The organism is Burkholderia sp. AU19243 (assembly GCF_018148075.1).
GTDB classification, from domain to species: Bacteria; Pseudomonadota; Gammaproteobacteria; order Burkholderiales; family Burkholderiaceae; genus Burkholderia; species Burkholderia latens_A.
In genome coordinates, this window is record NZ_JAGSTV010000003.1 from 364,394 (window position 1) to 377,174 (window position 12,781).

The 12,781-nt window shown below is 68.1% G+C and carries 14 protein-coding genes; 8 read left to right on the plus strand and 6 right to left on the minus strand.

Features of this window, described 5'->3' with window-relative positions; translation table 11 throughout:
- Positions 1-39: 39 nt before the first annotated feature.
- Positions 40-666, minus strand: coding sequence for an alpha/beta hydrolase (locus KDW55_RS07870; protein ID WP_069241823.1), 627 nt, complete (start codon positions 664-666; stop codon positions 40-42).
- Positions 667-1,020: 354 nt separating this feature from the next.
- On the opposite strand from KDW55_RS07870, the gene KDW55_RS07875 reads away from it, so the two are divergent.
- From KDW55_RS07875 to KDW55_RS07895, 5 genes are read left to right on the plus strand one after another with little or no spacing between them, the layout of a single operon-like run.
- The gene (locus tag KDW55_RS07875; protein ID WP_040142294.1) at positions 1,021-1,458 is read left to right on the plus strand and encodes a VOC family protein; all 438 of its coding nucleotides are present in this window, start codon (positions 1,021-1,023) and stop codon (positions 1,456-1,458) included.
- A gap of 4 nt (positions 1,459-1,462) precedes the next feature.
- Positions 1,463-2,404 (plus strand): glyoxylate/hydroxypyruvate reductase A, encoded by a 942-nt coding sequence (locus KDW55_RS07880; protein ID WP_040142297.1) that lies wholly within the window; start codon positions 1,463-1,465, stop codon positions 2,402-2,404.
- 31 nt (positions 2,405-2,435) lie between these two features.
- Positions 2,436-3,368, plus strand: a complete 933-nt coding sequence (locus tag KDW55_RS07885; protein ID WP_040142298.1) for a hydroxymethylglutaryl-CoA lyase — start codon at positions 2,436-2,438, stop codon at positions 3,366-3,368.
- Between the two features lie 22 nt (positions 3,369-3,390).
- The gene (locus KDW55_RS07890; RefSeq protein ID WP_040142300.1) at positions 3,391-3,897 is read left to right on the plus strand and encodes a YbaK/EbsC family protein; all 507 of its coding nucleotides are present in this window, start codon (positions 3,391-3,393) and stop codon (positions 3,895-3,897) included.
- On the plus strand, positions 3,894-4,100 hold the full coding sequence (locus tag KDW55_RS07895; protein ID WP_040142302.1) for a DUF1289 domain-containing protein: 207 nt from the start codon (positions 3,894-3,896) through the stop codon (positions 4,098-4,100). Before KDW55_RS07890 ends, KDW55_RS07895 begins: the two co-directional genes overlap by 4 nt.
- Positions 4,101-4,350: 250 nt before the next feature.
- Here the strand turns inward: KDW55_RS07895 and KDW55_RS07900 are convergent, their stop codons facing one another.
- On the minus strand, positions 4,351-5,253 hold the full coding sequence (locus KDW55_RS07900) for a DMT family transporter (protein ID WP_059544619.1): 903 nt from the start codon (positions 5,251-5,253) through the stop codon (positions 4,351-4,353).
- Between the two features lie 113 nt (positions 5,254-5,366).
- Here KDW55_RS07900 and KDW55_RS07905 point away from each other — a divergent pair, with 113 nt between their 5' ends.
- A complete protein-coding gene (locus KDW55_RS07905; RefSeq protein WP_059544617.1) occupies positions 5,367-5,858 on the plus strand; it encodes an Lrp/AsnC family transcriptional regulator in 492 nt (163 codons plus the stop codon).
- A gap of 51 nt (positions 5,859-5,909) precedes the next feature.
- Here the strand turns inward: KDW55_RS07905 and KDW55_RS07910 are convergent, their stop codons facing one another.
- On the minus strand, positions 5,910-6,806 hold the full coding sequence (locus tag KDW55_RS07910; RefSeq protein ID WP_069241825.1) for an alpha/beta hydrolase: 897 nt from the start codon (positions 6,804-6,806) through the stop codon (positions 5,910-5,912).
- A gap of 276 nt (positions 6,807-7,082) precedes the next feature.
- On the opposite strand from KDW55_RS07910, the gene KDW55_RS07915 reads away from it, so the two are divergent.
- A complete protein-coding gene (locus KDW55_RS07915) occupies positions 7,083-8,042 on the plus strand; it encodes a nitronate monooxygenase family protein (protein WP_040142310.1) in 960 nt (319 codons plus the stop codon).
- 125 nt (positions 8,043-8,167) lie between these two features.
- On the opposite strand, the gene KDW55_RS07920 is transcribed toward KDW55_RS07915, so the two are convergent.
- From KDW55_RS07920 to KDW55_RS07930, 3 genes are all read right to left on the minus strand, one after another.
- A complete protein-coding gene (locus KDW55_RS07920; RefSeq protein WP_040142312.1) occupies positions 8,168-9,127 on the minus strand; it encodes a LysR family transcriptional regulator in 960 nt (319 codons plus the stop codon).
- A 172-nt stretch (positions 9,128-9,299) separates the two neighbouring features.
- Complete coding sequence (locus KDW55_RS07925; RefSeq protein ID WP_040142314.1) at positions 9,300-10,376, minus strand: porin; 1,077 nt, start codon at positions 10,374-10,376, stop codon at positions 9,300-9,302.
- 345 nt (positions 10,377-10,721) lie between these two features.
- Positions 10,722-11,216: a peptide-binding protein gene (locus tag KDW55_RS07930; protein ID WP_069241827.1), complete on the minus strand. Its 495-nt coding sequence runs from the start codon at positions 11,214-11,216 to the stop codon at positions 10,722-10,724.
- 346 nt (positions 11,217-11,562) lie between these two features.
- Between KDW55_RS07930 and KDW55_RS07935 the strand changes: the two genes are divergently transcribed.
- Positions 11,563-12,606: a bile acid:sodium symporter family protein gene (locus tag KDW55_RS07935; protein WP_212160807.1), complete on the plus strand. Its 1,044-nt coding sequence runs from the start codon at positions 11,563-11,565 to the stop codon at positions 12,604-12,606.
- Positions 12,607-12,781: the final 175 nt, after the last annotated feature.

A 12,781-nucleotide genomic window follows, 5' to 3' on the forward strand; every position in this document is an offset into this window, starting at 1 on the left:
GTCGCACGGCAGCGGCCGTGCGGCGTGCATCGTTGGCGATCAGATCGCGTGCGCGAGTGCGCGATCCACGAGCGCGGCGTCGAAGTCGTCATCCGCCGTGTCGCGAAAGCGCAGCGGCGCCGCGCAATGCACGAGCGTGTCGACGAAGTACTTCGCGCGCGGCCACGGCCCGAAGCCGGCCGCGGTGTTGATGTGCCCGGCGTCGCCGAGGTTCACGAACGCGCTGCCGAGCCGCTGCGCGAGCGTGCGCGCATCGGCGAGCGGCATCCACGGATCCGTTTCGCTGCCGATTACGATCGACGGCACCGCGAGCCGGCGCGCGTCGAACGGCCCGGCGAACTTGAATTTCCTCGGACTGGCCGGCGCGACGAACAGCACGCCTGCGACGTCGGCCGCGAGCGGCCCCTGCGCGAGCGCATGCGCGGCCGCGAGGCAGCCGAAACTGTGCGCGGCCAGCACGAACGGGCCGCGCTCGCGCTCCAGCAGCGCGCACACGGAGTGCGCCCAGCGCGCGAGATCCGGCGCGTCCCAGTCGGCCTGTTCGACTCGCAGCGAACGCGGGAACTGCCGCTCGAGCCAGGTCTGCCAGTGAGCGCCTTCGCTGCCGTGCAGGCCCGGAACCGTCACGAGCCGCGGCGGCCACGCCGATTTGCTGCATGCGCGCATGATTGCCCTCGCTTGCTTTGCTTGGAGACGAGCTTCGATTGTGGCGCGCGCCGCGCGGCGGCCGAACCAATATTTTGTGCTTTGCTTTTGCGGGCGAAGGCCGCTGGCGGCCCGATCGGCGGCGCCATCGTGGACCGCCACGAGCGGACGGCCATCCGCTTCTTCCGCTTCTTCCGCTCCCCATGCCACTCATGCCGCTCATGCCGCTCATGCCGCCCCGCCGCCTGCACCGCCGCGCCCACCGCCGTCGGGCGGCGCAACGCGCCGCGAAACCGTAGAATGTGGGCTTCCCGCTTGCCATGTATCGGATCGGCCCGCGCCGCCGCGCCGGTTCCGATCGACAGGAGACGCCCGATGTCCGCTACGCCCGCCGGCGCGCTGCGCCCGTTCCATCTCGCCTTCCCCGTGTCGAGCCTCGCGGATGCGCGAGCGTTCTACGGCGGCCTGCTCGGCTGTGCCGAGGGCCGCAGCTCCGAGCACTGGGTCGACTTCGACTTCTTCGGCCACCAGCTGGTCGCGCATCTCGCGCCGGACGAAACCGGCAAGAGCGCGGTGAACCCGGTCGACGGCGACGACGTGCCGGTGCGCCATTTCGGCGTCGTGCTGTCGATGGACGAATGGCACGCGCTCGCCGACAAGCTGAAGGCCGCGCACACGCGCTTCGTGATCGAGCCGCACATCCGCTTCAAGGGCGAGGTCGGCGAACAGGCGACGATGTTCTTCCTCGATCCGTGCGGCAACGCGCTCGAGTTCAAGGCGTTCGCCGACATCGGCCAGCTGTTCGCGAAGTGAACGCATGAAGATCCTGTTCTACTCGCCGCAGCAGCAAGCCGACGCATGGCGCGACGCGATCGCGCAGGCGCTGCCCGACGCCGAGCTGCGCGCATGGCAGCCGGGCGACGCGGCCGCCGCCGACTACGCGCTCGTGTGGCGCGCGCCGCGCGAGCTGTTCGCGCCGCGTGACGGGCTGCGCGCGATCTTCAACCTCGGCGCCGGCGTCGACGCACTGCTCGCGCTCGAGCGTGCGCACCCCGGCACGCTGCCGCGCGACGTGCCGCTCGTGCGCCTCGAGGATTCCGGGATGGCGCAGCAGATGATCGAATACGTGGCGCACGCGGTGCTGCGCTACCTGCGCCGTTTCGACGAATACGAGACGCTGCAGCGCGAGCGCCGCTGGCACGTGCTCGAGCCGCATCCGCGCGCGAGTTTCACGGTCGCCGTGCTCGGTCTCGGCGTGCTCGGTGCGCAGGTCGCGCAGGCGCTTGCCGCGCTCGGCCTGCCGGTGCGCGGCTACAGCCGCACCCCGAAGCGGCTCGACGGCATCGACACGTTCGCCGGCGACCGCGCATTCGACGCGTGCATCGGCGGCGCGAAGGTGCTCGTGAACCTGCTGCCGAGCACGCGCGACACCGACGGCATCCTGTGCGCGCGCGCATTCGCGAAGCTCGCGCGGGGCGCGTACGTGGTGAACGTCGCGCGCGGCGCGCATCTCGTCGAAGCCGACCTGCTCGACGCGCTCGCGAGCGGCCAGATCGCGGCCGCGACGCTCGACGTGTTCGAGCACGAACCGCTGCCGGCCGACCATCCGTTCTGGCACGCACCGCGCATCACGATCACGCCGCACAGTTCGGCCGAAACGTTGCGCGACGAAGCCGTCGAGCAGATCGCCGGCAAGATCCGCGCATTCGAGCGCGGCGAGCCCGTTACCGGCATCGTCGACTACGCACGCGGCTACTGAATCGCCGCCCCATACGAAACTGGAGACAACCATGACGTTCCCCACCGCCGTCAAGATCGTCGAAGTCGGCCCGCGCGACGGGCTGCAGAACGAAAAGACGTTCGTGCCCACCGACGTGAAGATCGCGCTCGTCGATCGCCTGTCGCACGCCGGATTCCGCAATGTCGAGGCCGCGTCGTTCGTGTCGCCGAAATGGGTGCCGCAGATGGCCGACGGCGCGGACGTGATGGCAGGCATCGAACGGCGCGCGGGCACCGTGTATTCGGTGCTCACGCCGAACCTGAAGGGCTTCGAGAACGCGCTCGCCGCGCGCGCGGACGAGGTCGTGATCTTCGGCGCGGCGAGCGAGGCGTTCTCGCAGCGGAACATCAACTGCAGCATCGCCGAGAGCATCGCGCGCTTCGAGCCGGTCGCGAAAGCCGCGAAGGATGCCGGGCTGCGACTGCGCGGCAGTGTGTCCTGTGCGCTCGGCTGCCCGTATCAGGGCGAGGTGCCGGTCGCATCGGTCGTCGACGTCGTCGAGCGCTTTGCGGCGCTCGGCTGCGACGAGATCGACATCGCCGACACGATCGGCGTCGGCACGCCGAAGCGCACGCGCGAAGTGCTGTCGGCCGTCACGCGCGTGTTCCCGCGCGAACGGCTGTCGGGCCACTTCCACGACACCTACGGCCAGGCGCTTGCGAACATCTACGCGGCGCTGTTCGAAGGGATCGAGATCTTCCACGCGTCGGTCGCCGGCCTCGGCGGCTGCCCGTACGCGAAGGGCGCGACCGGCAACGTCGCGACCGAAGACGTGCTGTACCTGATGGAAGGCCTCGGCATCGACACCGGCATCGACCTCGCGCAGGTCGTCGCCGCAGGCGACTTCATCTCGAACGCGATCGGCCGCGCGAACGTGTCGCGCGCCGGCCGCGCACTGCTCGCGAAAGCGCAGAGCACGGCCGACGCGCCGAGCTGCGCGTGACCCCAACATTTCCGGATCTCTCATGACGACACCCGCTTCATTCGACTCTTTGCCCGATTCCGCGCGACGCGTCGCGCTGCTGCTGCGCGAACGCGGGCACGCGAAAGGCATCGTGATGCTCGCCGAAACCGGCAAGACCTCAGCCGAAGCCGCGGCCGGCCTCGGCTGCTCGGTCGCGCAGATCGCGAAGTCGATCCTGTTTCGCCGCGAATCGGACGGCCGGCCGGTGCTGGTCGTCGCAAGCGGCGTCAACCGCGTCGACGAGAAGAAGGTCGCCGCGCAGGTCGGCGCGGTCGGCCGCGCGGATGCGAAGTTCGTGCGCGACAACACCGGCTATGCAATCGGCGGCGTTTGCCCGATCGGCCATCTCGTCGAGCCGGTCACGTTGATCGATGCCGATCTGCTCGAACTCGACAGCCTGTGGGCGGCGGCCGGCCACCCGCACGCGGTGTTCAACCTGTCGCCGCAGGAACTCGTCGCGCTGACCGGGGCGCCGGTCACGGACGTCGCGCTGCGCCACGACGCATGAGCGACGCACCGGTAACGGCCGGCACGGTCGCATCGCCGTGCACCGACGTCTGCAGGATCGACCCGCGTACCGACTGGTGCGCGGGCTGTCTGCGCACGCGCGACGAGATCAAGGGATGGCGTGCGTCGGACGACGACGCGCGCCGCCTGCTGCTTGCGCGGCTCGATGCGCGGCGGCGGCTGCTTGCGCGGAGCGGCGCATAAAAAAATGCCGTTCGGCCTGCTTGGCGAACGGCATGAAATCGGAATCCTGTGAACGTGATCAACGTCACAGCCCGCATCATACGAGCGACGCAGCGGCATCGCATCGGGTGTTTCCCTACAACTTCTTACAGCCGTCTCGCGCGCGATCGACGTGTGCACGGACGCGGCTTGCCCGCCGCGGCCGCTGCGTCGACGCTGGCGATAGCCCGTAGCGGCAACGCGTAGCGGCAAGCCGAATCGCACGACCGTTTCAGTTGCCGAGCGTCGCGCGACGCGCGGGCACGATACGCCACCCGAGGTTCACGCCGGCCGCCGCGAGCAGGATCAGCAGCGCGCCGAGCACCTGCGTCCACGCGAGCGTCTGCCCGAACGCGACGCGATCGACGACGATCGCGACGACCGGGTACACGAACGACAGCGCGCCCGTCATCGCGACCGGCAGCTTCTGGATCGCGCCGTACAGCAGCACGTACATCAGTCCGGTGTTCACGACGCCGAGCACGACGAGATCGAGCCACTGCGCGGCGTTGGCGGGCAACGTGTCGAAGTGCGCGAACGGCGCGAGCAGCACGATGCCAAGTCCGGCCTGCAGCAACGCGAGAAGATGCGGCGGCGTGCCCTTCAGATGCTTCGTGACGATCGACGAGACCGCATACAGGAACGCCGCGCCGAGCGACAGTGCGACGCCCTCGAGATATTCGCCGGGCACGGCCAGCACCGCCGGCTCGACGCGCACGACGCAGACGAGCCCGACGAACGCCAGGGCAAGCCATGCGATCGTCGACGCGCCGATGCGTTCGCGGAACACGATCGCGCCGAGTGCGACGAGCATGAACGGCTGCGTGTTGTAGACGGCGGTCGCCATCGAGATCGACGCGCGCGAATACGCAGCGAACAGCAGCAGCCAGTTCGCGACGATCGCGACGCTGCCGAGGGTGGCGAGCAAGAGCATGCGCGGCGAGAACAGCGAGCGGCGCAACAAGCCGAGCGCCGCGCAGACGATCGCGAGCGTTGCCGCACCGAACAGGCAGCGGAAGAACACGACGTTCGTGAGCGGTTGCTGCGACGACATCACGAGCCAGCCGATCGTGCCGGACATCATCATCGCGACGACCATTTCGGCAGCGCCGCGGCGGATTTCGTTCGAGGCCATCAGGGACTCCGTTCGACGAGAGAAGATGACTTCGATTCTAGGAACTTGCTTTCCGCGCATCCACGCCTAAACTGAAGTGAAATCTTCGATTCACCTTCGAAAGCAAAGCGATCATGTCGAAACGCCTTTCCCCGCCCGCCGTTGCGTCACTGGACGCGACCGACCGCGCGATCCTCGCGGCGCTTGCCGACGACGCCCGCATCGCGACCAGCGAACTGGCGCGGCAGATCGGGCTGTCGGCGCCCGCGACCGCCGACCGCGTGCGGCGGCTCGAAGCGCAGGGCGTGATCGCGGGCTTCACCGTCGAGCTGGATCCGCGCGCGCTCGGCTACACGCTGCAGGCGATCGTCCGCGTGAAGCCGCTGCCCGGGCAGCTGCATCTCGTCGAGGAGGTGTTGCGCCGGATTCCCGAATTCGTCGAATGCGACAAGGTGACCGGCGAGGACTGCTTCATCTGCCGCCTGTACCTGCGGACGATCGAGCATCTCGACGACATCCTGTCGAAGGTGACGGAGCGCGCGGAGACGAGCACGGCGATCGTGAAGTCGACGCCGGTGCCGCGCCGTCTGCCGCCGCTCGCTGAAGACGATGCGGCGCGGCGCTGAGCCCCGCGCACCGACGGTCGACGCGCGCCACGCGCCGCGCCCCCCGCAGGCTCACGCGGCCTCGTCGCGCGCGTCGAAGAACGCGAGCAGCTCGTCGATCAGCGCGACGGGCGCCTCTTCTGGAATGTAGTGCCCGCAATCGAGCGCGCGGCCGCTGACGTCGCGCGCAACGCGCCGCCATTCGTCGAGCGGATCGAAGCAGCGCGCGACGATCCCGTTCGCGCCCCACAGCACGCGCAGCGGACACGCGACCTTGTTGCCGCGCTCGAGATCCGCGCGATCGTGTTCGAGATCGATCGTCGCCGACGCGCGGTAGTCCTCGCACATCGCATGCACGGCCCCCGGCTGCGCGAGCGCCGCGCGATACGCGGCGAGCGCGTGCGGCGCAAACGGCGCGAGCCCGGCGGAACGGTTGCCCATCACGCGCTCGATGTACGCATCGGTGCGGCCTTCGATCAGCGTTTCCGGCAGCGGCGCCGGCTGGATCAGGAAGAACCAGTGGAAATACGCGGTCGCGAACGCGCGGTCGGTCTTTTCGTACATCGCCAGCGTGGGCGCGATGTCCAGCAGCATCATCCGCTCGACGGCCGCCGGATGATCGAGTGCGAGCCGATGCGCGACGCGCGCGCCGCGATCGTGCGCGCACACGTGGAAATGCTCGAAGCCGAAATGCCGCATCACCGCGACCTGGTCGGCCGCCATGGCGCGTTTCGAATACGGTTCGTGGCTCGCGTCGCTCGGTGGCTTGCCCGACGCGCCGTAGCCGCGCAGGTCGGTCGCGATCACGGTGAAATGATTCGCAAGCGTCGCGGCGACGCGATGCCAGATCATGTGGGTTTGCGGATGGCCGTGCAGCAGCAGAAGCGGTGGCCCCGCGCCTCCTTTGACACCGAAGATGTCGGTGTCGCGCACCGTCACGCGAAACGGTGCAAACGCGTCGAACGACATGGTTTGTTTCTCGTTGGTTTGTTATGGCGGCTATTGTAGGAGCGCGCGAGCCGGCACTGCGCGCGCCAGATGCCCGAATCCATAGAAAGAGAACACTCACTCGATTGTCGTCACGCCGCGAGGTTTGCTAAGCTCGCGTAGAATCGCACGACCGTTCGTATTAATATGAATGCTTCATCGCGCGGCTACACTCGAAGCAAGTTCGACCGCCAAGCATGAAGCCGGCGCCGGCGCGATCGCGCCTGCTGCGGCCGCCCTCGAGACTGGAGACAACACATGGCATTGCCCGCCGTCCTGCAGAACCTGACGCTGCCCGTCATCGCGTCGCCGATGTTCATCGTCAGTTACCCCGAACTCGTGCTCGCGCAATGCAAGGCGGGTATCGTCGGCTCATTTCCCGCGCTCAACGCCCGCCCCGCCGAGCTGCTCGACGAGTGGCTCACGCAGATTCAGACCGAACTGGCCGACCACAAGGCCAAGCACCCGGACGCGGTGATCGGCCCGATCGCAGTCAACCAGATCGTCCACCAGTCGAACGTACGGCTCGAGCACGACGTGCGCGTGTGCGTCGAGCACAAGGTGCCGATCTTCATCACGAGCCTGCGCGCGCCGGCGCGCGAGATCGTCGACGCGGTGCACAGCTACGGCGGCATCGTGCTGCACGACGTGATCAACCTGCGCCATGCGCAGAAGGCGCTCGAAGCGGGCGTCGACGGGCTGATCCTCGTCGCGGCCGGCGCCGGTGGCCACGCGGGCACGACGTCGCCATTCGCGCTCGTCGGCGAAGTGCGCAAGATGTTCGACGGCCCGATCGTGCTGTCCGGCGCGATCGCGAACGGCGGCTCGATCCTCGCCGCGCAGGCGATGGGCGCGGACCTCGCATACATGGGCACGCGCTTCATCGCGACGCAGGAAGCGCACGCGGTGGAGGACTACAAGCGCGCGATCCTCAACGCGAAATCGTCCGACATCGTCTACACGAATCTCTTCACCGGCGTGCACGGCAACTACATCCGCGAGAGCATCGAGAAGGCGGGCCTCGACCCGGACGCGCTGCCGGAATCGGACAAGTCGAAGATGAACTTCGGCGGCGACAAGGCGAAGGCGTGGAAGGACATCTGGGGCGCCGGCCAGGGCGTCGGCCTGATGGACGACCTGCCGAGCGTCGGCGCGCTCGTCGAACGACTGAAGCGCGAGTACGACGACGCGAAGGCGCGGCTCGGCATCGCACGCTGATCGCGGCCCAGCGGCGGCGGGTCATGCCGCCGCCGCGCCGCGCGTGAAAGCCGACCCGAACAAAAAAGCGCGAACCGCAACGGCTCGCGCTTTTTTCATGTCCGCCCGCGGGCGGTCGAACAGGGTCAGGCGCGCTTGATCCGCGCGATCGGCAGCACGCGCAGCCGCGCCTCGATCGACGGGCACAGCGACTGCCCTTCGAAACGCGCGGCGAGGAAATCGACGAACGAGCGCACCTTCGCGGACACGTGACGGCGGCTCGCGTACACCGCGTAGATCGGCGCCTCGTGCGGCGGCACGGAATCCAGCAGCACCGGCACGAGTCGGCCCGATTCGATGTCGTCGCCCACCACCTCGGTGCCTAGCAGTGCGATGCCGGCGCCGGCGAGCACGGCCGCGCGCAACCCTTCGAGATGGTTCACGATCAGGTTGCCGTTCAGATTCACGCGCGACGCGGCGGCCGCATCGATCATCAGCGTGTCGAGCATCGTCGAATTCGAATCGCGACGCACGTAATTGTGGTGCGCGAGATCGCCGATCGTCTGCGGCGTACCGTGCTTTTGCAGGTACTCGGGGGACGCGACCAGCAGAATGTGCGCGGTCGCGATCTGCCGCGCGACGAGCGACGACGATTTGAGCCCGTTCGGCGCCGCGCGCACCGCGACGTCGTAGCCCTCCTCGATCAGGTCGACCACGCGGTCGGACAGCGTCATGTCGACGGTCACGTCCGGGAACCGACCCGCATAATCGGTGACGGCCTGCATCACGTGACGCAGCCCGAACGCGGACAGCGACGTCACGCGCAGGCGGCCCTGCGGGACGACGCTAGCCGCGCCGACCGCCTGTCCGGCTTCGTCGAGTTCCGACAGCGCCTGCACGAGGCGCTCGTAGTATTCGCGGCCCGCCTCGGTCGGCGCGACGCGTCGTGTCGTCCGATGCAGCAGCCGCGCGCCGAGCTGCTGCTCGAGATGCATCACGTGCTTGCTCGCCATCGCGGCCGACATCTGCATGCGCTCAGCCGCGCCGACGAAGCTGCCGACTTCGACGACGTAGCGAAACACATTCATGCTGACGAGGGTATCCATCGAACTAGCTCGCAATTCCTGGGAATCATGCAATTACGAGATAGGGTAACAAAGCCGCGGCAACAAGAAGGTCAACAAACGCAAAACGGCGCCGCGTGCAGCGGCGCCGTTTCGGGGCGAAACCGGACAGACGGGACGCGCGGCGCTTCGCGCGCGGGCGCCGAACCGGGCGTCAGAACTTCGCGCGGATGCCTGCGCCGAACGTGTTGCCGTTCGACAGGCCGCTGATGTGGTCGTTCATGTACGCGGCGTAGACGTCCGTGCGTTTCGACAGCGGATAGTCGTAGCCGACGGCCCAGGTCTGGCGCGTCTGGTCGAGGCCGCCGCCGTCGCGCGAATACGCATACGACGCCATCGCGTTGCCGACGCCGAGCGGCACCGACACACCGCCCTGCGCGGTGTTCACGTGCCAGCTGCCCGCGACCTGATCGTTCTTCGTATACATGTACTGGCCGAACAGCTTTACGTACTTCAGGTCGTAGGTCGCGCCCACCAGGCCGATGCCCTGGCTCTTCATGCCGGTCACGAGCGAGCTCAGGTCCTGCGGGCCGTTGTTGAAGTTCACGTACTGGTACACGGCGGTCGCCGCGAACGGGCCGTTCGCGTAGTTGAACTGCGCGCTCCACTTTTTCGAGCGGTTGTCGCCTGCCGTGTTGCCGAGCGCGTACATCGCCGCGAAATTCAGTCCACCGAACGACGGCGACGTGTACGACACCGCGTTGTTCCAGCCCGAATCGCCGACCGCACCCTGGTCGCTCGGATAGGTCGGGAACGTGCCCAGCCCGAGGAACACGTGATACACCATCGGCGAAAAGGTGTACGAGTCGTAGAACGGGTTGAACAGGATCGTCGACAGGAACAGGTGCGTCGTCAGGCGGCCTGCCGTCACGGTGCCGTACGGCGAGCTGACGCCGACGTACGCGTTGCGCGCGAAGAACGTGTCGCCCTGGAAGCGGCCGAACTGGCCGTTTTGCGCGCGGAAGAAGCTCTCCAGCGTGAAGATCGCCTTGTAGCCGTTGCCCAGATCCTCTGCGCCGTGCAGGCCCCAGTACGACGTCGACATCCCGCCGCCGGACACATTCCATGCGCGATCGCTGCCCGGGAACTTGGTCGCGCCGACCCATTCGTCGACCTGACCGTAGAGCGAGACGCTCGACTGCGCGTGGACGGGTGCGGCGGCCGCCACGCAGGCGGCCGCGGCGATCAGCTTGACGGACGTGCGCGACGCACGGCGAGCGAATGCTTTCATGGGATCTCCAGGTTTTGTCGAATGAACGATAAGTGGCGCGAGCGTTGTTTTAGGAGCCGATTGCTTGCGTCGTGTGGGGCGCAGCCATCTTTACGGAACATGGGTCCCGCCAAAATTGCGCACACTTATTGCGGGTATAGCGGCGGCATTAACTTCGCGGCATCGGCACGTGGCCGGGCGCGGCCCGGCGGCCCCGCGCGGGACGAACACGCGACGGGACGGCCGCGGGAGGCACGCGTGCCGGGCGCGAAAGATAGCGCAATGCAGCGGGAAAATCAGCGGAAATCTGCGCGCGACTGTGGCGAATCCGCATCACGGCCGGCAGGGGACGAACGCGCGGGGCGCTCAGTTTCGGTAGAACGGGGAAAAAAACGGCGAACGCGACGGTTCTTCCTGCGCACGCGGCGGCGGCAGCGGCCGGCCGCCGCGCTCTTCGTTGTAGCGCGCGACGTCGGCGCGGATCGAACCCGCGCGCAGCGGGACGTTGCCGCCGCCTGGCGGGCGCGGCATCTGGCGCGAATCGGCACTGATCGGACGATATGGACTCTGCGCCGCGTAATGGCCGTAAGACGGCGTCGGGCGCAGCCCCCAGCGCGGGCCGTAGCCGCTCACGCCGCCGGCCCGCGTACCGGGGGCAGACGCCCCGCGGCGCCAGACCGGCGCGCCGCCGGCCGACTGGCCATCCGCATGAATGCCGCCGAGACCGTGGCCGAAACCGTGGCCGAAGCCGCCGAACGCCGGACCGCCGTGCGGCGGTTGCGCGAGCGCGAGCGGCATCACCAGCGCGCCGAGCACGCCTGCCACCCATCGTCCGACCTTCAGTTTCACCCGTTCCGTCATCGTTCAGTGCCTGTTCCTGCAGGCGCGGGCCATTTCCAGCCGACACCCGCCTTTCAGCAGTAATTTATGAGCGGGCCGAAACGGTGTCGAGCCAAAAAGTGTTAGGTCGCCGGCATCGGTGTAACACCATGTTACTGCTAGGTTTTTTCACTTCCGGCCGCCATCGCGGCAGAACATTCTTCTGTCTTTCCGGCCCCGGTTGCGCGGTGCGGCGGCCAACTCGTCTCATGCATTCTGCTCATCAATCGATTCCCACAATGAATTTGTTTATTGAATGACCGCGCGGGACAATGTCGGCTTCGCGCGCGCGACGTGCGCGCCCGCCATTTTCGTTTCGAGTTTCCCGATGGCCCGTCCCCGTTTCGTTCCCGACAACTTCACGCTCGCGCTCGTCGGCACCGTCGTGCTCGCGAGCCTGCTGCCGTGCCGCGGCCCGGCCGCGCACGCGTTCAATTGGGCGACCAACATCGCGGTCGGCCTGCTGTTCTTCCTGCATGGCGCGAAGCTGTCGCGCGAGGCCGTCGTCGCGGGCGCGACCCACTGGCGGCTGCACGCGGTCGTGCTGCTCAGCACGTTCGCATTGTTTCCGCTGCTCGGCCTCGCGCTGAAGCCCGTGCTGCAGCCGCTCGTCACGCCCGCGCTGTATGCCGGCGTGCTGTTCCTGTGCACGCTGCCGTCGACGGTCCAGTCGTCGATCGCGTTCACGTCGATCGCGAAGGGCAACGTGCCGGCCGCCGTATGCGCGGCGTCCGCGTCGAGCCTGCTCGGCATCTTCGTCACGCCCGCGCTCGTCGGGCTGATGATCACGTCGCAGTCCGCGGCGTCCGCGTCGCCGTGGAGCACCGTCGGCAGCATCGTGATGCAGCTGCTCGTGCCGTTCATCGCCGGTCAGCTGCTGCGCCCCGTGATCGGCGGCTGGATCGAACGCAACCGCGGCGTGCTGCGCTTCGTCGACCAAGGATCGATCCTGCTCGTCGTCTACGTCGCGTTCAGCGAAGCCGTGAACCAGGGGTTGTGGCACCAGATTCCGGCGCGCGCACTCGGCGGCCTGCTGGTGGTCAACGTCGTGCTGCTCGTGATCGCACTGGTGCTGACCACCGTCGTCAGCAAGCGGCTCGGCTTCAATCGGGCCGACCAGATCACGATCATCTTCTGCGGGTCGAAAAAGAGCCTCGCGGCCGGCGTGCCGATGGCGAAGGTGATCTTCTCCGCGCACGCGGTCGGCGCGATCGTGCTGCCGCTGATGCTGTTCCACCAGATCCAGCTGATGGCATGCGCGGCGCTCGCGCAGCGCTGGGGCGCACGGGACACGAGCGGCGAGCGCGACGGCGAGAAGGCGTCGGCCGCGGCGGCGCGCACAAGCGGCGCGCTGAACGCAGGCAAGCGCTGACGCGGGAGGAGCGCGGCCGGCTGGCCGGGCCGCGCTGAAGGATCGTGCGGGAATGGCAGGATCATCGTTGTCCGTTCGCCTTTGCGCTCTCCCGCTTCTCCGCTTCTCCGCTTCTCCGCGCCCAGCACCTCGCCGCCATAGCGCTTCGCCCACCGCGGGGGCGCACCAAGAACGC

Bases quoted from the DNA above. Each gene is read 5' to 3' on its own strand.
- KDW55_RS07880 (WP_040142297.1), top strand. From the start codon at position 1,463: ATGAAGATCCTGTTCTACTCGCCGCAGCAGCAAGCCGACGCATGGCGC.
- KDW55_RS07910 (WP_069241825.1), bottom strand. From the start codon at position 6,806: ATGTCGTTCGACGCGTTTGCACCGTTTCGCGTGACGGTGCGCGACACC.
- KDW55_RS07870 (WP_069241823.1), bottom strand. From the start codon at position 666: ATGCGCGCATGCAGCAAATCGGCGTGGCCGCCGCGGCTCGTGACGGTT.
- KDW55_RS07920 (WP_040142312.1), bottom strand. From the start codon at position 9,127: ATGGATACCCTCGTCAGCATGAATGTGTTTCGCTACGTCGTCGAAGTC.
- KDW55_RS07925 (WP_040142314.1), bottom strand. From the start codon at position 10,376: ATGAAAGCATTCGCTCGCCGTGCGTCGCGCACGTCCGTCAAGCTGATC.
- KDW55_RS07915 (WP_040142310.1), top strand. From the start codon at position 7,083: ATGGCATTGCCCGCCGTCCTGCAGAACCTGACGCTGCCCGTCATCGCG.
- KDW55_RS07890 (WP_040142300.1), top strand. From the start codon at position 3,391: ATGACGACACCCGCTTCATTCGACTCTTTGCCCGATTCCGCGCGACGC.
- KDW55_RS07935 (WP_212160807.1), top strand. From the start codon at position 11,563: ATGGCCCGTCCCCGTTTCGTTCCCGACAACTTCACGCTCGCGCTCGTC.
- KDW55_RS07885 (WP_040142298.1), top strand. From the start codon at position 2,436: ATGACGTTCCCCACCGCCGTCAAGATCGTCGAAGTCGGCCCGCGCGAC.
- KDW55_RS07900 (WP_059544619.1), bottom strand. From the start codon at position 5,253: ATGGCCTCGAACGAAATCCGCCGCGGCGCTGCCGAAATGGTCGTCGCG.
- KDW55_RS07895 (WP_040142302.1), top strand. From the start codon at position 3,894: ATGAGCGACGCACCGGTAACGGCCGGCACGGTCGCATCGCCGTGCACC.
- KDW55_RS07875 (WP_040142294.1), top strand. From the start codon at position 1,021: ATGTCCGCTACGCCCGCCGGCGCGCTGCGCCCGTTCCATCTCGCCTTC.
- KDW55_RS07930 (WP_069241827.1), bottom strand. From the start codon at position 11,216: ATGACGGAACGGGTGAAACTGAAGGTCGGACGATGGGTGGCAGGCGTG.
- KDW55_RS07905 (WP_059544617.1), top strand. From the start codon at position 5,367: ATGTCGAAACGCCTTTCCCCGCCCGCCGTTGCGTCACTGGACGCGACC.